This window comes from Pseudomonas sp. GXM4 (assembly GCF_008923895.1).
GTDB lineage: Bacteria > Pseudomonadota > Gammaproteobacteria > Pseudomonadales > Pseudomonadaceae > Aquipseudomonas > Aquipseudomonas atacamensis.
The window spans coordinates 1-19181 of record NZ_WBRZ01000092.1; the positions used below are offsets into that span (position 1 = coordinate 1).

A 19181-nucleotide genomic window follows, 5' to 3' on the forward strand; every position below is an offset into this window, starting at 1 on the left:
TCGCGAGCAGGCTCGCTCCCACAGGAATACCCTGCATAAATTCTGAATAGCTTTTATCGCCTCCATGACTGCCAAATCCCCCGCCTACATCGGCCGCTTCGCCCCCACCCCCAGTGGCCACCTGCACTTCGGTTCGCTGGTCGCTGCGTTGGCGTCCTATCTCGACGCCCGCTCCGTCGGTGGGAGCTGGCTGGTGCGCATGGAAGATCTCGATCCGCCGCGCGAAGAGCCCGGTGCGCAAGCGGCGATTCTCAAGGCGCTGGAAAGCTACGGTTTCGAATGGGACGGCGAAATGGTCCGCCAAAGCGATCGACACGCGGCTTATGCCGAAGTGCTCGACAGCCTGTTCAATCATGGCCTGGCCTACGCCTGCACCTGCTCGCGCAAACAACTGGAGCCCTATCACGGGATTTATCCGGGGTTTTGCCGCAACGCCGGGCATGATCAGCACGACGCCGCGATCCGCCTGCGCGTGCCGGAGCTGGAATACCACTTCATTGATCGCGTGCAGGGCGAATACCGCCAGCACCTGGGCCGCGACGTAGGCGACTTCGTCATCCGTCGGCGCGATGGTCTCTACGCTTATCAATTGGCGGTGGTGCTCGACGACGCTTGGCAAGGCATTACCGATATTGTGCGCGGCGCCGATCTGCTCGATTCGACGCCGCGTCAGCTGTACCTGCAAGAACTGCTCGGTCTGAAACAGCCGCGCTATCTGCACCTGCCGCTGATCACCCAGCCGGACGGCAACAAACTCGGCAAGTCCTACCGCTCGCCGCCGCTCGAAGCCGATCAGGCCACGCCGTTGCTGCTGCGGGCCTTGCGCGCGCTGGGGCAGAATCCCGGCACCGAACTGGCTCACGCTTCGCCGCGCGAACTGCTGGCCTGGGGCAGCGCGCATTGGGATGCCGACCGGATCCCGCGCACATTGACCCTGCCCGAAGCGCAACTGCAATGACGACACTTGCAGTCGCGCGCCCATCCGTTACCATCGCCGCACGTTTTCGGGCACGCGCATAAAAAAGAGAGGCCGGGATGTACATCTATCGCTTGGTCCTGCTTCTGGTCGTCGGGATCTACCTGTTCTCCCCCGCCATCATGGACTGGTGGATCGACGCGACGGGCGCCTGGTATCGCCCTTATCTGCTCTGGCTGATCCTGATTGTCGTGACCTTCATCCTGCAGAGCCAAAAAGATGCCGATGAGCTTTAGCCTGACCCAGATGATCCTGATCAGCGCCGCGTACCTGGCGGCGCTGTTCGGCGTTGCCTGGGTCAGCGAACGGGGCATGATCCCGCGCGCGATCATTCGCCACCCGTTGACCTACACCCTGTCGCTGGGGGTTTACGCCAGCGCCTGGGCGTTCTACGGCACGGTGGGCCTGGCCTATCAGTACGGTTACGGCTTTCTGTCCAGTTATCTCGGCGTGTCCGGTGCATTCCTGCTGGCGCCGGTGCTGCTCTATCCGATCCTGAAGATCACCCGCACCTATCAACTGTCGTCGCTGGCCGACCTGTTTGCCTTCCGCTTTCGCAGCACCTGGGCCGGCGCGCTGACCACGATTTTCATGCTGATTGGCGTCTTGCCATTGCTTGCCCTGCAGATTCAGGCTGTGGCCGACTCGATCGGCATCCTCACCGGCGAACGCGTGCAGAGCCGCGTGGCGCTGGCGTTCTGTGCGCTGATCATTCTGTTCACAATCTTCTTCGGTTCCCGGCATATCGCCACGCGCGAGAAACATGAAGGGCTGGTGTTCGCGATTGCCTTCGAATCGATCATCAAACTGATCGCTCTCGGCGGCGTTGGCCTGTACGCGCTGTATGGCGTGTTCGACGGCCCGCAACAGCTCGAACTGTGGCTGCTGCAAAACCAGACCGCCCTCGCCGCCCTGCACACGCCGTTGCAGGAAGGTCCGTGGCGCACGCTGCTGCTGGTGTTCTTTGCCTCGGCGATCGTGATGCCGCACATGTATCACATGACCTTTACGGAAAACCTCAATCCGCGCTCGCTGGTCAGCGCCAGTTGGGGCCTGCCGCTGTTTCTGCTGTTGATGAGTCTTGCCGTACCGCTGATTCTCTGGGCCGGGCTGAAACTCGGCGCCACCACAGACCCGGAATATTTCACCCTCGGCATCGGCATCGCCGCCAACAGCAAACCGTTGGCCTTGCTTGCCTACGTCGGTGGCCTGTCCGCCGCCAGTGGCCTGATCATCGTCACCACCCTGGCCTTGTCGGGCATGGCGCTGAACCATCTGGTGCTGCCGCTTTATCAACCGCCGGCCGAAGGCAACATCTACCGCTGGCTGAAATGGACCCGTCGGGCGCTGATCGTGGCGATCATCATGGCCGGTTTCGGTTTCTACCTGATGCTCGGCGTCGAACAGGATCTGGCCAACCTCGGCATCGTCGCGTTCGTTGCGACCCTGCAATTTCTGCCCGGGGTGTTGTCGGTGCTGTACTGGCCGACCGCCAACCGCCGCGGTTTCATTGCCGGTCTGCTGGCGGGGATCACGGTCTGGGTGGTGACCATGCTGCTGCCGCTGGTCGGCAATCTGCAGGGTTTCTATATCCCGCTGCTGAACATGATCTACGTGCTCGACGACACCAGTTGGCACATGGCGGCCATCGCCTCGCTGGCCGCCAACGTGCTGATGTTCACTTTGATCTCGCTGTTCACCAACGCCAGCCCGGAAGAAGCCAGCGCCGCCGAAGCCTGTGCGGTGGATAACGTGCGGCGCCCGCAACGCCGCGAACTGCACGCCGCCTCGCCGCAGGAATTCGCCACGCAACTGGCCAAGCCGCTCGGCGCCAAGGCTGCGCAGAAAGAAGTCGAGCAAGCGCTGCGCGACTTGTATCTGCCCTTCGATGAACGCCGGCCGTATGCCTTGCGCCGGTTGCGCGACCGCATTGAGGCCAACCTGTCCGGCCTGATGGGCCCGAGCGTTGCGCAGGATATGGTGGAAACCTTCCTGCCCTATAAGGCTGGCGGCGAAAACTATGTCACCGAAGACATCCACTTCATTGAAAGCCGTCTCGAGGATTATCACTCGCGCCTCACCGGCCTGGCCGCCGAGCTCGACGCCCTGCGCCGCTACCACCGCCAGACCTTGCAGGAACTGCCGATGGGCGTCTGCTCGCTGGCCAAGGATCAGGAGATCCTGATGTGGAACAAGGCCATGGAAGAGCTGACCGGCATCGCCGCGCAGCGAGTGGTCGGTTCGCGTCTGAGTACCATCGCCAACCCGTGGAAAGAACTGCTGCAAGGCTTCATCAACCTGCCCGACGAGCATTTGCACAAACAGCATCTGGCCCTCGATGGTCAGACCCGCTGGCTGAATCTGCACAAAGCGGCAATCGACGAGCCGTTGGCCCCGGGTAACAGTGGTCTGGTGTTACTGGTCGAGGATTTGACCGAAACGCAGATGCTCGAAGACAAACTGGTGCATTCCGAACGGCTGGCCAGCATCGGTCGACTCGCAGCGGGGGTGGCCCACGAAATCGGCAACCCGATCACCGGCATCGCCTGCCTGGCGCAGAACCTGCGCGAAGAGCGTGAAGACGACGGCGAGCTGACGGAAATCAGCGGGCAGATTCTTGAGCAGACCAAACGCGTCTCGCGCATCGTCCAGTCGCTGATGAGCTTCGCCCATGCCGGCAGTCATCAGCACAACGACGAACCAGTGTGTCTGGCCGAAGTCGCGCAGGACGCCATCGGCCTGCTGGCGCTGAACCGACGCAATTTCGAAGTGCAGTTCTACAACCTGTGCGATCCCGACCATTGGGTCGAAGGCGACCCGCAACGGCTTGCCCAGGTGCTAATCAATCTGCTCTCCAACGCCCGCGACGCCTCGCCGCCGCACAGTGCGGTACGGGTCAAGAGCGAAGCCGGCGAACACACGGTCGATCTGATCGTCGAAGACGAAGGCAGTGGTATTCCGTCGAGCATCATGGACCGATTGTTCGAACCTTTCTTCACCACCAAGGATCCGGGTGAAGGCACCGGTCTGGGCCTTGCACTGGTCTATTCCATCGTTGAAGAGCATTATGGACAAATCACCATCGACAGCCCGGCTGATGTACAAAGCCAACGCGGCACCCGTATCCGGGTGACCTTACCGCGTCATGTCGAAGCGACGTCCGCTGTGAACTGAGACCGTCGAGAGTATCGAATCAATGCCGCACATTTTGATCGTCGAAGACGAAACCATTATCCGCTCCGCCTTGCGCCGCCTGCTGGAACGCAACCAGTACCAGGTCAGCGAAGCCGGATCAGTGCAGGAAGCACAAGAACGCTTCACCATTCCTACGTTCGATCTGATCGTAAGCGACCTGCGCCTGCCGGGCGCTCCGGGCACCGAGCTGATCAAGCTCGGCCAGGGCACGCCGGTGCTGATCATGACCAGTTACGCCAGCCTGCGCTCGGCGGTCGACTCGATGAAAATGGGCGCGGTCGATTACATCGCCAAGCCGTTCGACCACGATGAAATGCTCCAGGCGGTTGCGCGGATCCTGCGCGATCGCCAGTCGGCGCCGGCTGCCGGCGAAGCTACGGCGAGCAAGCCTGCCGCTGGCAATGGCAAAGCTGCTGTGGATAACAGCAATGGTGAAATTGGCATCATCGGCTCCTGCCCACCGATGCAGGACCTGTACAGCAAGATCCGCAAAGTCGCGCCAACCGACTCCAACGTGTTGATTCAGGGTGAGTCCGGTACCGGTAAAGAACTGGTGGCCCGTGCCCTGCACAATCTGTCGAAACGCGCCAAGGCGCCGATGATTTCGGTGAACTGCGCGGCGATTCCGGAAAGCCTGATCGAATCAGAACTGTTCGGCCACGAGAAAGGCGCGTTCACCGGCGCCAGCGCCGGTCGCGCCGGTCTGGTTGAAGCGGCGGACGGCGGCACCTTGTTTCTCGATGAGATCGGCGAACTGCCCCTCGAAGCCCAGGCTCGCTTGCTGCGGGTTCTGCAGGAGGGCGAAATTCGCCGCGTAGGTTCGGTGCAGTCGCAGAAAGTCGATGTGCGCCTGATCGCTGCAACTCACCGCGATCTGAAGAGCCTGGCGAAAATCGGCCAGTTCCGTGAAGACCTTTATTACCGTCTGCACGTGATTGCCCTGAAGCTGCCGCCGCTGCGCGAGCGTGGCGCCGACGTCAACGAAATCGCCAATGCCTTCCTCGCTCGCCAGAGCGCGCGGATCAATCGCACCGACCTGAAATTCGCCGCCGATGCCGAACAGGCGATCCGGCACTATTCCTGGCCGGGTAACGTGCGTGAGCTGGAAAACGCTGTCGAGCGCGCGGTGATTCTCAGCGAAAGCCCGGAGATCTCGGCCGACCTGCTGGGCATCGACATCGAGCTGAGCGATCTGGAAGACGACGAGTTCATCGGTCTGCCGCCGCAAACCGGCGGTAACGCCAGCAACAGCAGCCATGAGCCGACCGAGGATCTGTCGCTGGAAGACTATTTCCAGCATTTCGTCCTCGAGCATCAGGACCACATGACCGAGACCGAACTGGCACGCAAACTCGGCGTCAGCCGCAAATGCCTGTGGGAACGCCGCCAGCGTCTGGGCATTCCACGGCGCAAGACCGGGGTCGCCAGCGAGAGCTGAGCGTTACCCACCGCGTGCGCGGGTAACGCATGACAATGTGAAAAAACTGTTACCGCAGTCGATTCACGTAACAGAAGCCGGGGTTATCGGTAACGAAACCCCGGCTTTTTTTCGCCCCTGCAAAACGGTTATATCGACCTAACCCCTTGTTTTACTGGGCTTGGCAAAAGTTGGCACGCACCCTGCTATATGTTTGGTACAAGAACAATAACAAGCAATGCACAAGACAATAAAAATAAGACGAATCGACTCACGCACAATAAAAACAAGACGGCGAGAGGCGCAGCTAACTGATTCTTTTGGAGAGGCGTTGTATTTGGGGCTTGCCCCACGACCAGGCCGAGAACAACAAAAACTGTCCTAAGACAGAGCCTGTACTGGTTGGATCGACAGATCACTGCAATTCAGCGACCAAAGCAATCCGTTTGCTCTTGGCTCCCGATTGGGAGGGTCACGAAGGAAACACTTCGTGGCGAGGGCACTCAACAAAAACAAGAAGCCCGAATCAATAATAAAAAGAGCACGCAACTACTTCTTGGGGAGCTTCGGCTCCCCTTGTAGTTTCTCCCCTCCGTGAAATTCCCTTGCTTTCCCGCGTTCGACCCTTGCAGCTTGTGGCTTGCAGCTCATATCTGCTGCGTCCTACACCATCCCCCGACTAAATGCTAGAATCTGCGCCCATCATGCGGTCATTCTTTTGGTATGGCCGAACATTCCTTCAAACAGTGCATCCCATGCTGAAGAAGCTGTTCCAGTCATTCCGAACTCCCGTGCGTCGTACGCAACACATCCGCAGCACCCCTGAAGTGCTCAACAGCGGCCAACATTCGCTGCAGAAAACGCAGTTCAGCCGCTATGCGGTGAATATCGTCGAACGCCTGCAAGGTGCCGGTTACCAGGCTTATCTGGTCGGCGGTTGCGTGCGTGACATGCTGCTGGGCATCACGCCCAAGGACTTCGACGTCGCCACCAGTGCCACCCCCGAGCAGGTGCGTGCCGAATTCCGCAATGCGCGGATCATCGGCCGCCGGTTCAAGCTGGTGCACATCCATTTCGGTCGCGAAATCATTGAAGTCGCGACCTTCCGCGCCAATCACCCGGTCAACGAAGACGACGAAGACAGCAACCAGTCTTCGCGCAACGAGAGCGGGCGCATTCTGCGCGACAACGTCTACGGCACCCTGGAAGAGGACGCGCAACGTCGCGACTTCACCATCAACGCCCTGTATTACGACCCGGTCAGCGAGCGCATTCTCGATTACGCCAATGGCGTGCACGACATCCGCAATCACCTGATCCGCCTGATCGGCGACCCCAAGCAGCGTTACCAGGAAGACCCGGTGCGCATGCTGCGGGCCGTGCGTTTCGCCGCCAAGCTCAACTTCGGCATCGAGAAGCACACCGTGCAGCCGATCCGTGAGCTGGCGCCGATGCTGCGCGAGATTCCGTCGGCGCGGCTGTTTGAAGAAGTGCTCAAGCTATTCCTGTCCGGGCACGGCGCAATCACCTTCGAAATGCTGGTCGACCTGCAACTGTTCGCCCCGCTGTTCCCGGCCAGTGCCGAGGCGCTGGAATACAACCCGGAATACACCCACACGCTGATCAGCGAAGCACTGACCAACACCGACCTGCGCATCAAGCAGAACAAACCGGTAACCCCGGCGTTCCTCTTTGCCGCCCTGCTCTGGCCGGCGCTGCCGGCCCGCGTGTTGCGTCTGCAGGAACGTGGCATGCCGCCGATTCCGGCGATGCAGGAAGCCGCTCATGAGCTGATCGCCGAACAGTGCCAGCGCATCGCAATTCCGAAGCGCTTCACCATGCCGATCCGCGAAATCTGGGACATGCAGGAACGCCTGCCACGGCGCAGTGGCAAACGCGCCGATCTGTTGCTGGACAACCCGCGCTTCCGTGCCGGTTACGATTTCCTCCTGCTGCGTGAAAGCGCCGGCGAGGAGACCGATGGCCTCGGCGAATGGTGGACCGATTATCAGGACGCCAACGACAGCGAGCGTCGCGACATGATCCGCGACCTCAGCGGCAAGGGCGACGATGCCAGCGGCGCACCGCGCAAACGGCGCCGCAGCGGCGGTTCCAAGCGCAAGCGCGCCGGTGCTTCGAGCGCGACGGGCGAGTAAGCATGGAACGCATCTACATCGGCCTGGGCAGCAACCTCGCTGACCCGGCCGACCAGTTGCGCTGCGCCATCGCGGCGCTGGGCCAATTGCCGCAGACACGTCTTGCCGGCGTGTCAGCCTTTTATCAGAGCGATTCGCTGCTGCCGGGCCAGCCGCGTTACACCAATGCCGTCGCCGCCCTCGACAGTTCGCTCGCACCGATCGAGCTGCTCGACGCCTTGCAAGCGATCGAAAATGCTCAGGGCCGCGAGCGTCTTGAGCGCTGGGGGCCACGCACGCTGGATCTGGATATTCTGCTGTTCGGCGATCGCCTGATCGATGAGCCACGGCTGAAGGTCCCGCATTACCAGATTCAGGAGCGGGCGTTCGTTCTCTATCCCTTGGCTGAGCTGGCGCCGCAGGATCTGCGTCTCGCCGATGGCCGCACGCTGACAGAGCTGCTGGCCGCCTGCCCGTTCGTCGGCCTCGAGCGCCTCCCCCAGCCCTGACAAAAATCTTCTGTGAAATGTGGTTATGTGGCGAGGGGATTTATCCCCGTTGGACTGCGAAGCGGGCCCAAATCTGACCAAGCTGCATACAAACATGGGGCGGCTCCGCGACCCAACGGGGATAAATCCCCTCGCCACAGGTCACCTTCCAATCTCCAGTTTTTGTCAGACAAAAATCCCCCGAATCAGGCCCGCCGCGCCGCTGAATCGCATCAGTAACGCCGGTAACACCGCCCGCGTAACAATGCGGTAACACACGCAATTGACTTCCTGTTGGCTCATCACGACTATAGGCGTCCCGCTGCCGCCAACCCGGCATGAACGGGCGCAATCCAGGCCTTTCAAAGCACGACACAAGACCGTGCGCCTGAGTAGATGAAGAATCACGCGCGTGACTCGCAGCAGTTTCCAGAGCGCCTGAACGAGGATTTTTTACATGCCAGCCATCACCCTGACCACGCTCCAGAGCCTCAAGCAGAAAGGTGAAAAAATCACCATGCTGACCTGCTATGACGCGACCTTCGCCCACGCCTGCAACGAGGCCGGTGTCGAAGTGCTGCTGGTCGGCGACTCCCTCGGCATGGTTCTGCAGGGTCATGACAGCACCCTGCCGGTGACCACGGCGGAAATGGCCTATCACGTCGCCAGCGTCAAGCGTGGCAATGGCGATGCCCTGATCCTCGCCGACCTGCCGTTCATGGCCAACGCCACCCTCGAACAGACCATGAACAACAGCGCCATGCTGATGCAGGCCGGCGCGCACATGGTCAAGGTCGAAGGTCAGCTGTGGCTGGCGGTGTCGATCCGTCTGCTCGCCGAGCGCGGTGTGCCGGTGTGCGCGCACATGGGCCTGACCCCGCAAGCGGTGAACATTCTCGGTGGCTATAAAGTGCAGGGCCGCAACGAGAATCAGGCGCGGCAGATGCGTGCCGATGCGATCGCGCTGGAGCAGGCCGGTGCGGCCATGCTGTTGCTTGAGTGCGTGCCGAGCGAACTGGCGGCAGAAATCAGCCAGGCCGTGAGCATTCCGGTGATCGGTATCGGTGCCGGCAACGCCACCGACGGCCAGGTGCTGGTATTGCACGACATGCTCGGCCTGTCGATCACCGGCCGCGTGCCCAAATTCGTCAAGAACTTCATGCAAGGTCAGGACAGCATCCAGGCCGCGCTGAAGGCTTACGTCAGCGAAGTCAAAGCCACCACGTTTCCCGGCACCGAACACGGATTCTCTGCATGAACACCGTCAAAACCGTACGCGAACTGCGCGCCGCCGTCGCCCGCGCGCGCAGTGAAGGCAAGCGCATCGGCTTCGTGCCGACCATGGGCAACCTGCACAGCGGCCACGTCGCATTGATCACCAAGGCTACCCAGCGAGTCGATTTCGTCGTCGCGAGTATTTTCGTCAACCCGCTGCAATTCGGCGCCGGCGAAGACCTCGACAAATACCCACGCACCCTCGCTGCCGATCAGGAAAAGCTCCTCGAAGCCGGTTGCGACCTGCTGTTCGCGCCAACGGTTGAAGAGATGTACCCGGACGGCATGGCCGGACAAACCCGGGTCAGCGTGCCGCAATTGTCCGAAGGCCTGTGTGGCGCCAGCCGTCCGGGGCACTTCGAAGGTGTGGCGACCGTAGTCAGCAAGCTGTTCAACATGGTCCAGCCGGATCTGGCGATCTTCGGCCAGAAGGATTACCAGCAACTGGCGGTGATACGCGCACTGGTGCATGACCTGAACATGCCGATCCAGATCATCGGCGAGCCGACCGTGCGTGCAGCGGATGGCTTGGCACTGTCGTCGCGCAACGGCTTCCTCAATGAAGACCAGCGCGCCGTGGCACCGGTTGTGTATCGCGTGCTGAGCAGCATTGCCGAAGCGATCAAGCAAGGTGAGCGCGATTACCCGGCGCTGATCGCTGCACAGCTGCAGGTGCTGGAAGCGGCGGGGCTGCGTCCGGACTATCTGGAAATCCGCCATGGCCTGACCTTGCGTCCGGCGACGGCGGAGGATCGCGATCTGGTGATTCTGGCAGCGGCGTTCCTCGGCACCACGCGGCTGATCGACAACCTGCACCTGAATCTCGATAGCCCGATTTAAGCAGCAACGAATTTCCCTGTGGGAGCGAGCCTGCTCGCCAAGGCGGTGTATCAGCGACTTGTAAGTTGCCTGACACCACGCCTTCGCGAGCAGGCTCGCTCCCACAGGTGTTTTCGGTGCATGCCGGTTGGGCGAAAGTGTTCCGGGCACCTCCGTTTGTCGGCCAGATTCCTCAACGGATGTTAAAAAAGTACAGGGATCTGGTCAGACAAAGTCAAGACAGAACGCAGCGCGAGGTTTACTGTATTCGCCCTGTATCCAGATCTCGTGTCGACGCAGTTGATCCCATGCGCTAAAAACCCGTGGTTGATCTGTACCGTGTTCAAAAGGCCGTTCAAGTAAAAAGGAAAACCGCAGCGATGGCGTACTACCGCACTCCTCACGACGTTACCGCTCTGCCCGCCTGGCAAGCGTTGAAAGATCACCGCCAAGCCATGCAGGATTTCAGCATGCGCGAAGCCTTCAACGCCGATCCGCAGCGTTTCAATCAGTTCACCCTCAGTAGCTGCGGTCTGTTTCTCGACTATTCGAAGAATTTGATCAACGCCGAGACCCGCAACCTGCTCGTGGGCCTGGCCAATGAAGTCGACCTGAAGGGCGCGATCAAAGCGCTGTTCGACGGCGAAATCGTCAACGCCTCCGAAGGCCGCCCGGCACTGCACACCGCCCTGCGCCGCCCGGTCGGCGACAAGTTGTCGGTCAACGGCGTCAACGTGATGCCGGAAGTGCACAAGGTGCTGAACCAGATCACCGATCTCGTCGGTCGCATCCACGATGGCTTGTGGCGCGGTTACACCGAGAAGCCGATCACTGACGTGGTCAACATCGGCATCGGTGGTTCGTTCCTCGGTCCTGAGCTGGTCTCCGAAGCACTGCTGTCCTACGCGCAGAAAGGCGTACGTTGCCACTATCTGGCAAACATCGACGGCAGCGAATTCCACGAGCTGACGCAGAAACTGCGCGCCGAGACCACGCTGTTCATCGTTTCGTCGAAGTCGTTCAACACTCTCGAAACCCTGAAGAACGCGCAGGCCGCACGCGCCTGGTACCTGGCGCAGGGCGGCTCGGAAGCCGAGCTGTATCGCCACTTCATCGCTGTGTCGAGCAACAATGCCGCCGCTGTGGCCTTCGGGATCCGCGAAGAAAACATCTTCCCGATGTGGGACTGGGTCGGCGGGCGTTACTCGCTGTGGTCGGCCATCGGTTTGCCGATCGCCCTGGCCATCGGCATGTCCAACTTCAAGGAACTGCTGTCCGGTGCCTACACCATGGACCAGCATTTCCAGACCGCGCCGTTCGAACAGAACATGCCGGTGCTGCTGGCCCTGCTCGGCGTCTGGTATGGCAACTTCTGGGGTGCGCAAAGCCACGCGATCCTGCCGTACGACCACTACCTGCGCAACATCACCAAGCACTTGCAACAGCTGGACATGGAGTCCAACGGCAAAAGCGTGCGTCAGGACGGCACCTCGGTGTCGACCGATACCGGCCCGGTGATCTGGGGCGGCGTCGGCTGCAACGGTCAGCACGCTTATCACCAGTTGCTGCACCAGGGCACCCAACTGATCCCGGCCGACTTCATCGTGCCGATCGTCAGCTTCAACCCGGTTTCCGACCATCACCAGTGGCTGTACGCCAACTGCCTGTCGCAGAGCCAGGCGCTGATGCTCGGCAAGACCCTGCCGGAAGCTGAAGCCGAACTGCGCGACAAAGGCATGGGCGAAGACGACGTGCGCAAACTGGCGCCGCACAAGGTGATTCCGGGCAATCGTCCGAGCAACACCTTGGTAGTCGAACGCATCAGCCCGCGTCGCCTTGGCGCCCTGGTGGCGATGTATGAGCACAAAGTGTTCGTGCAAAGCGTGGTCTGGGGCATCAACGCCTTCGACCAGTGGGGTGTGGAGCTGGGCAAGGAATTGGGCAAAGGCGTCTACAACCGTCTGGTCGGCAGCGACGAGACCGTGGCTGACGATGCCTCGACTCAAGGCCTGATCAACTACTTCCGCGGACGCCATCGCGGCTGATAAAAGCCTTCGGGCACAACGCTGTTCCCCTGTGGGAGCGAGCCTTCTCGCGAAAGCGGTTCTTCATTCAACACCTTCGTTGACTGACACTGCGCCTTCGCAAACAGGCTCGCTCCCACAGTTGTTTTGGCGCATGACTTGAACCTGTGCAGCGCTCGGCGCATCTTTATTCGTGTCGCACCACAAGAATAAGGAACCGTCATGTTCGATATCAGCACGTTCCCCAAAGCCGATGCCGTGCGCCAGGCCGCTCAGTTGAGCCAGGACGAGTATCGGCGCCTGTACCGCGAATCGATTGAACACCCCAGCGCCTTCTGGGCCGAGCAGGCCACGCGTTTCCTCGATTGGAGCACGCCGTGGCAGACCGTTCAGCGCTATGACCTGAAAACCGGAGAAGCCGCCTGGTTTGCCGGCGGCAAGCTCAACGTCAGCTACAACTGCATCGACCGTCACCTCGACCAACGCGGCGAGCAGACCGCCCTGCTCTGGGAAGGCGACGACCCAGCCGAGTCGGCGCAGATCACTTACAACAAACTCCATCACCACGTCTGCCGTTTGGCCAACGTGCTGAAAAGCCGTGGCGTAAAGAAAGGCGACCGGGTGTGCATCTACATGCCGATGATCCCCGAAGCCGCCTACGCCATGCTCGCCTGCGCGCGAATCGGCGCGATTCATTCGGTGGTGTTCGGCGGATTTTCCCCTGATTCCCTGCGTGATCGAATTCTCGACGCCGACTGCCGTACCGTGATCACCGCCGATGAAGGCGTGCGCGGCGGCCGCTTCGTGCCGCTGAAAAACAACGTCGACAAAGCCCTGCAAAGTTGCCCGAACGTCAGCACCGTGGTGGTGGTAGAGCGCACTCAGGGCCAGGTCGACTGGGTCGAGGGCCGTGACCTGTGGTACCACCAGGCGGTGCGCGAGGTCAGCGACGACTGCCCCCCAGAACCGATGGACGCCGAAGATCCGCTGTTCATCCTCTACACCTCCGGCAGCACCGGCAAACCCAAAGGCGTGTTGCACACCACCGGCGGCTATCTGCTGCAAGCGGCGATGACCTTTAAATATGTGCTCGACTACCGCGACGGCGAAGTGTTCTGGTGCACCGCCGACGTCGGCTGGGTCACCGGCCACAGTTACATCGTCTACGGGCCGCTGGCCAACGGTGCGACCACACTGATGTTCGAAGGCGTGCCGAGCTACCCGAGCAGTTCGCGCTTCTGGCAGGTCATCGACAAGCACAAGGTCAACATTTTCTACACAGCACCCACCGCCCTGCGCGCGCTGATGCGCGAAGGCGCCGGACCATTGAAGGAAACTTCGCGCGCCAGCCTCAGATTGCTCGGCAGCGTCGGTGAGCCGATCAACCCGGAAGCGTGGGAATGGTATTTCAATGCCGTCGGTGAACAGCGCTGCCCGATCGTCGACACCTGGTGGCAGACCGAAACCGGCGGCATCATGCTCAGCCCGCTGGTCAGCGCGCAACGGATCAAACCGGGGTGCGCGACGCAACCGATGTTCGGCGTGCAACCGGTATTGCTTGACGAAGCCGGCAAGGAAATCAAAGGCGCCGGCAGCGGCGTGCTGGCGATCAAATCCAGCTGGCCGGCGCAGATTCGCAGCGTCTACGGCGATCCGCAGCGGATGATCGACACCTACTTCAAGCCCTACCCCGGCTATTACTTCACCGGCGACGGCGCCCGCCGTGACGAGGACGGCGATTACTGGATTACCGGACGCATCGACGATGTGATCAACGTCTCCGGCCACCGCATCGGCACCGCCGAAGTGGAGAGCGCCCTGGTGCTGCACGACAGCATCGCCGAAGCCGCCGTGGTCGGTTATCCCCACGACGTCAAAGGCCAGGGCATCTACGCATTCGTGACGCCAATGAACGGCACCGAGGCCAACGAAGAGCTGAAGAAAGACCTGCTGGCGCATGTCAGCAAGGAGATCGGCAGCTTCGCCAAACCGGACCTGATCCAGTGGGCGCCGGCGCTACCAAAGACCCGTTCGGGCAAGATCATGCGGCGGATTTTGCGCAAGATTGCCTGCAATGAGCTCGACAGCCTTGGCGATACTTCGACCCTGGCAGACCCAAGCGTGGTGCAGGACCTCGTCGACAAGCGGCTCAATACTTGAGAGCTGCAAGTTTCTAGCTACAAGCTGCAAGCTAAAGCGGTCCGCGCAGCTTTTCGCTTTTAGCTTGCAGCTAGAAACTTGCCGCTTGTAGCTCCCCGACTGCTAAGCTTCGCGTTTTTTCAGCAAGGCGCCCGCATGTCTTCCTTGAATCAGGCGCTGCGCGCCGCCCTCGATCAACGCCAGGACCTGCTCGCTGCGCTGCACAGCCAGGGCACCGATTGCTATCGGCTGTTCCACGGCAGCCAGGAAGGCGCCGGCGGCCTGACCATCGACCGCTACGGCCCGCAACTGCTGGTGCAGAGTTTTCACCAAACGCTCGAACGTGATGATCTGTTGCAACTGCACGCCATGGTCAACCAGACGCTGGGCTTCGACACCCTGCTGGTCTACAACGACCGCTCTCGTGGCAATTCGCGGATCGATCGCGAGGACAGCGTTTATAAAGCCGATGACGCCGCACTGGCCGATCTGGTCGGGCGTGAATGGGGCCTGAACTACCGCGTGCGCGGGCGTCATGCCGGGCAGGATCCGCTGCTGTTCCTCGACCTGCGCAACACCCGTGGCTGGGTCAAGGATCACGCGCAAGGCAAAAGTGTGCTCAACCTGTTCGCTTACACCTGTGGCGTTGGTCTCAGTGCAGCGGCAGGTGGTGCGCGCGAGGTGTGCAACCTGGACTTTGCCGAGGGCAATCTGGCGGTCGGGCGCGAGAACGGCCTGCTCAATCCGCAACTGCCGCCGATGCAATTCATTCAGTCCGATTACTTCCCGGCGATCCGCCAGCTCGCCGGCCTGCCGATCAGCCAGCGGCGCGGGCAGAAGCTGCCGAGCTATCAGCGCCTGGAACAGCGCCAATACGATCTGGTCCTGCTCGATCCGCCGGCGTGGGCCAAAAGCGCATTTGGCACGGTCGACCTGCTACGCGATTATCAAAGCCTGCTCAAACCGGCCCTGCTGACCACCGCCGACAATGGCGTACTGATCTGCTGCAACAACCTGGCGAAAGTCAGCATGGACGACTGGCGCGAACAAGTGCTGCGCTGCGCCGAAAAGGCCGGCCGCCCGGTGCGCGAATGGAGCGTGATGACCCCGGGTGCCGACTTCCCCTCGCGGGACCAGCAGCCGCCCTTGAAGACGCTCATTCTGCAGCTGTAATTCCCAATTCTCGGATAGCCACACTCCACTGTGGGAGCGAGCTTGCTCGCGAAAGCGGTGCATCAGTCACCAAAAAGGCTGCCCGATACGACCCCTTCGCGAGCAAGCTCGCTCCCACATGGGATTTTGTTCGTACAGATAAAACTGAACAATCCTGTCCCACATCAAGCACTTCGGAACCAGAATCGCGTGCCATACTCCAAGGCACTCCGATTCAGACAGATGAAGCCGCACATGCCCAAAGGATTGATTCGCGCGATTGGCGCACTGCTGACAGCCCTGGCCCTCTACAGCCTGCTGGGGTTTCTGATCCTGCCGGGCATTGCCTTGCGCGTGGCCAACCAGCAACTGGCCAACTACGCCACGGTGCCGGCGCATCTGCAGCGTATCGAACTCAACCCCTTCAGCCTTGAGGTCACCCTGTGGGGCCTGATCATCGGCGAACCGGGCAAGGAGCAGGTCGGCTTCGATCGCCTCTATGCCAACCTGCAAATCGACAGCCTGTGGACCAAAGCGCTGCATTTGTCCGACATCGAACTGGACAAACCCAAAAGCGAAATCCTCTTCGCCAAAGACGGCAAGCTCAACCTGCTCGGCCTGTTCAACGTGCCGCCGAGCGAGCCGACACCCGCCGATCCCGACGCCAAGCCATTCCCGCTGCGTATCGACAACATCAAACTGGCCGGCGGCGTCGTGCATTTCGAGGATATGCGGCCCAGCGAGCCGATCGAATTTCTCTATAACGACCTCAGTTTCGAGCTGAAAAACCTCAGCACCCTGCCCGAGGACAGCGCCGACATGACCCTCGTCGCTATCGGCCCCGCTGGCGGGCGGATCGACTGGACCGGCAATTTCAGCCTGATCCCGTTCACCTCCGAAGGCACCCTGAAAGTCACCGATGGCCAGATGAAATCCTTCTGGCCCTACGTGCGCGACGCCGTGCCGCTGGTGCTGGAAAACGGCGTGGTCAGCCTCAGCACCGAGTACAAACTCAACCTGTCGAAACAAACCGAACTGCTGCTGAACAACGTCGCGGTGAGCATTGCGCCGTTCGCCATCAAGGCTCCGGACGGACGTCCGCTGGCCAGGCTCGAACGCCTCGACGTCAGCGACACCTCGCTGGACCTGGCCAAGCAGCAAGTGGTGGTCGGAAAGATCCGCAGCAACAAACTGGAAACCTGGGCGGCGCTGGAAGCCGATGGCCAACTGGACTGGCAGAAACTGTTCGCCAGCCAACCGTCGAAACCGGCTGCCAAAGCCGCTGCCGAACCGGCCGATGCCCCGGCTGCCGCTGACTCGCCGAAGCCTGAATCGACTGCGCCGAGCAAGCCATGGCAGGTGCTGGTCAAGGATGTGCAACTGCGCAACTACACGGTCCATCTCGCTGACCGCTCGGCGCAACCGGCGGTGGCGCTGGACATCACCCCGCTGAACGTCGACCTGCAGGATTTCGACAGCCTCAACGGCTCGCCTTTCAAGCTCAAGCTCGACAGCGGTCTGGGCAAGCAAGGCAAGATCAGCGCCGACGGCACGGTCAATCTGGCTCCGGTCAACGCGCAGCTCAACGTGAAAACCGAGGACGTCGACCTGCGTGTCGCTCAGTCCTATATCAACCCGTTCATTCGCCTGGAACTGCGCAGCGGCATGCTCGGCAGTGACCTCAAGGTCAACCTCAAGAGCACCGAACCACTGGCCCTCAGCGTCACCGGCCGCGCGCAGATCGATCAACTGCACACCCTCGATACGCTGAAGACCCGCGATTTTCTCAAATGGCAGCAAGTAGTGGTCGACGGCATCAACTATCAGCACGGCGACAGCCTGTCGATCGACAAGGTCAACCTGTTGCAGCCCTATGTGCGCTTCATGATCAACGACGATCGCACCACCAACGTCGACGACCTGCTGATCCCGCAACCGGCCGACAGCGGAGCAAAAAGCACCGCAGCCAAACCGGCCGGCAAGGACAAACCACTGGGCATTCACATCGGCGCGATTGCGATCAACGACGGCTCGGCCAACTTCGCCGACTTCAGCCTGACCCCGAATTTCGCCACCGCCGTGCAGCAGCTCAACGGTCAGATCGGCACCATTGACAGCCGTCAGGCAAAACCGGCCAGCGTCGACATCAAAGGCAAGGTCGACCGCTATGCGCCGGTGACCATCAAGGGTGCGGTCAATCCGTTCGACCCGATGGCCAGTCTCGACATCGCCACCAGTTTCAAGCGCGTCGAACTGACGACCCTGACGCCCTACTCCGGCAAATTCGCCGGCTACCGCATCCGCAAGGGCCGGCTCAACCTTGACCTGCACTACCTGATTACCAAGGGCCAATTGAAAGCCGAAAACAAGGTCGTGGTCGAGCAACTGCAACTGGGCGAAAAGGTCGACAGCCCCGATGCAGTGAGCCTGCCGCTGAAGCTGGCGATTGCTCTGCTCAAGGATGTCGACGGCAAGATCTCCATCGAATTGCCGGTGACCGGCGACCTGAATAATCCACAGTTCAGCGTCATGCCGATCGTCTGGCAGACCCTGCGCAACCTCATCGTCAAAGCTGCCGCCGCGCCGTTCAAGATGATCGGCGGGCTGGTCAGTGGCGGCGGCTCCGAAGACCTCGGCACGGTGTCCTTCGCGCCGGGCTCCAGCGATCTGAGCAAAGACGCCGAAGCAGCGCTGGTGAAACTGTCGCAAGCGCTCAAGGAACGTCCGGCGCTGCGCCTGGAAATCGAAGGCACTGCTGCGAAGAGCAGCGATGGGCCGCTGCTCGCCGAGCAACGTCTGGAACGCGAATACCAATACAACTACTACAAGATGCTCCAGCGCCGTGGCGACAAGGTCCCGGCCCAGGCCTCGCTGCTGCAAGTGCCCGAAGGCGAGAAAGGCGCATTGCTCGAAGGGATTTACCGCACCCGCCTGAAAACCCAGCCACCGGCAGAATGGAAAGACCTGGGCAAGGAAGAGCGCACGGCGAAACTGCGCCAGGGCGTGATCGCGTTCTGGAGCGGCAGCGAGGTGCTGTTGCGCCAGTTGGGCCAGGATCGCGCCAGCACCATCAAGGATTACCTGGTCGACAAGGGCAAGCTGGAAGATGACCGCGTGTACTTCATCGACGCCAACCTCGGCGAGGCCGAAAGCGACGGCCGCGTGGTGACGCAAATGCACCTGGATGCCGAATGACCGTGCGTAACTGGCTGGCTGTGCTCGCTCTGACCTACGCCGCCGGCCACGCGTCGGCTTCGGATACATTGCGCTGCGGCAGCCAGTTGATCAGCCTCGGCGACCGCGCCAGCGAAGTGCTGCAAAAATGTGGCGCGCCGGTCAGTCGCGACGTGCTCGGCTACAAGCGCAGTGCCAATCGCCGCGAAGAGTTTCAGGTCGAGGAATGGACCTACGGCCCGAACAACGGCATGTATCAATACCTGCGCTTCGAAGGCAATCGCCTGCGGCAGATCAACAGCAAACGCGGTAACTGAGAAGAGCAAAAGATCGCAGCCTTCGGCAGCTCCTACATTTGGAATGCATTTCCCTGTAGGAGCTGCCGAA

General features: G+C 61.1%; 13 protein-coding genes. All 13 read left to right on the top strand.

From position 1 onward, the window contains the following. Positions 1 to 64: 64 nt before the first annotated feature. The 13 genes from gluQRS (at position 65) to F8N49_RS13780 (ending at position 19111) form a co-directional block, all read left to right on the top strand. Complete coding sequence (gluQRS, locus tag F8N49_RS13715; RefSeq protein WP_071173621.1) at positions 65 to 958, top strand: tRNA glutamyl-Q(34) synthetase GluQRS; 894 nt, start codon at positions 65 to 67, stop codon at positions 956 to 958. Between the two features lie 77 nt (positions 959 to 1035). Further along, entirely contained in the window at positions 1036 to 1212 is a 177-nt protein-coding gene (locus F8N49_RS13720; protein WP_003176118.1) for a hypothetical protein, read from the top strand. After that, complete coding sequence (locus F8N49_RS13725; protein WP_024014332.1) at positions 1196 to 4150, top strand: sensor histidine kinase; 2955 nt, start codon at positions 1196 to 1198, stop codon at positions 4148 to 4150. Before F8N49_RS13720 ends, F8N49_RS13725 begins: the two co-directional genes overlap by 17 nt. A gap of 22 nt (positions 4151 to 4172) precedes the next feature. Continuing rightward, a complete protein-coding gene (locus F8N49_RS13730; RefSeq protein WP_039761623.1) occupies positions 4173 to 5609 on the top strand; it encodes a sigma-54 dependent transcriptional regulator in 1437 nt (478 codons plus the stop codon). A 734-nt stretch (positions 5610 to 6343) separates the two neighbouring features. Further along, positions 6344 to 7744 carry a polynucleotide adenylyltransferase PcnB gene (locus F8N49_RS13735; protein ID WP_016773164.1) on the top strand — a complete coding sequence of 467 codons (1401 nt, stop codon included), beginning with the start codon at positions 6344 to 6346 and terminating at the stop codon, positions 7742 to 7744. A 2-nt stretch (positions 7745 to 7746) separates the two neighbouring features. Next, positions 7747 to 8232, top strand: a complete 486-nt coding sequence (gene folK / locus F8N49_RS13740) for a 2-amino-4-hydroxy-6-hydroxymethyldihydropteridine diphosphokinase (RefSeq protein WP_151551767.1) — start codon at positions 7747 to 7749, stop codon at positions 8230 to 8232. 436 nt (positions 8233 to 8668) lie between these two features. Beyond that, positions 8669 to 9469, top strand: a complete 801-nt coding sequence (gene panB, locus F8N49_RS13745) for a 3-methyl-2-oxobutanoate hydroxymethyltransferase (RefSeq protein WP_151551768.1) — start codon at positions 8669 to 8671, stop codon at positions 9467 to 9469. Then, complete coding sequence (gene panC / locus F8N49_RS13750; protein WP_024014335.1) at positions 9466 to 10326, top strand: pantoate--beta-alanine ligase; 861 nt, start codon at positions 9466 to 9468, stop codon at positions 10324 to 10326. The genes panB and panC overlap by 4 nt, the downstream gene beginning before the upstream one ends. Before the next feature lie 359 nt (positions 10327 to 10685). Beyond that, positions 10686 to 12350: a glucose-6-phosphate isomerase gene (gene pgi / locus F8N49_RS13755; RefSeq protein WP_016773160.1), complete on the top strand. Its 1665-nt coding sequence runs from the start codon at positions 10686 to 10688 to the stop codon at positions 12348 to 12350. Positions 12351 to 12551: 201 nt separating this feature from the next. Then, positions 12552 to 14489 carry an acetate--CoA ligase gene (gene acs, locus F8N49_RS13765; RefSeq protein WP_151551770.1) on the top strand — a complete coding sequence of 646 codons (1938 nt, stop codon included), beginning with the start codon at positions 12552 to 12554 and terminating at the stop codon, positions 14487 to 14489. A 135-nt stretch (positions 14490 to 14624) separates the two neighbouring features. Further along, complete coding sequence (locus F8N49_RS13770) at positions 14625 to 15641, top strand: class I SAM-dependent rRNA methyltransferase (RefSeq protein ID WP_151551771.1); 1017 nt, start codon at positions 14625 to 14627, stop codon at positions 15639 to 15641. 222 nt (positions 15642 to 15863) lie between these two features. Beyond that, positions 15864 to 18815 (top strand): DUF748 domain-containing protein, encoded by a 2952-nt coding sequence (locus F8N49_RS13775; protein ID WP_151551772.1) that lies wholly within the window; start codon positions 15864 to 15866, stop codon positions 18813 to 18815. Continuing rightward, the gene (locus F8N49_RS13780; RefSeq protein WP_122750960.1) at positions 18812 to 19111 is read left to right on the top strand and encodes a DUF2845 domain-containing protein; all 300 of its coding nucleotides are present in this window, start codon (positions 18812 to 18814) and stop codon (positions 19109 to 19111) included. Before F8N49_RS13775 ends, F8N49_RS13780 begins: the two co-directional genes overlap by 4 nt. The last annotated feature ends 70 nt before the right edge of the window (positions 19112 to 19181 follow it).

Bases quoted from the DNA above. Each gene is read 5' to 3' on its own strand.
- acs (WP_151551770.1), top strand. From the start codon at position 12,552: ATGTTCGATATCAGCACGTTCCCCAAAGCCGATGCCGTGCGCCAGGCC.
- gluQRS (WP_071173621.1), top strand. From the start codon at position 65: ATGACTGCCAAATCCCCCGCCTACATCGGCCGCTTCGCCCCCACCCCC.
- pgi (WP_016773160.1), top strand. From the start codon at position 10,686: ATGGCGTACTACCGCACTCCTCACGACGTTACCGCTCTGCCCGCCTGG.
- F8N49_RS13770 (WP_151551771.1), top strand. From the start codon at position 14,625: ATGTCTTCCTTGAATCAGGCGCTGCGCGCCGCCCTCGATCAACGCCAG.
- F8N49_RS13780 (WP_122750960.1), top strand. From the start codon at position 18,812: ATGACCGTGCGTAACTGGCTGGCTGTGCTCGCTCTGACCTACGCCGCC.
- F8N49_RS13735 (WP_016773164.1), top strand. From the start codon at position 6,344: ATGCTGAAGAAGCTGTTCCAGTCATTCCGAACTCCCGTGCGTCGTACG.
- panB (WP_151551768.1), top strand. From the start codon at position 8,669: ATGCCAGCCATCACCCTGACCACGCTCCAGAGCCTCAAGCAGAAAGGT.
- F8N49_RS13730 (WP_039761623.1), top strand. From the start codon at position 4,173: ATGCCGCACATTTTGATCGTCGAAGACGAAACCATTATCCGCTCCGCC.
- F8N49_RS13725 (WP_024014332.1), top strand. From the start codon at position 1,196: ATGCCGATGAGCTTTAGCCTGACCCAGATGATCCTGATCAGCGCCGCG.
- folK (WP_151551767.1), top strand. From the start codon at position 7,747: ATGGAACGCATCTACATCGGCCTGGGCAGCAACCTCGCTGACCCGGCC.
- panC (WP_024014335.1), top strand. From the start codon at position 9,466: ATGAACACCGTCAAAACCGTACGCGAACTGCGCGCCGCCGTCGCCCGC.
- F8N49_RS13775 (WP_151551772.1), top strand. From the start codon at position 15,864: ATGAAGCCGCACATGCCCAAAGGATTGATTCGCGCGATTGGCGCACTG.
- F8N49_RS13720 (WP_003176118.1), top strand. From the start codon at position 1,036: ATGTACATCTATCGCTTGGTCCTGCTTCTGGTCGTCGGGATCTACCTG.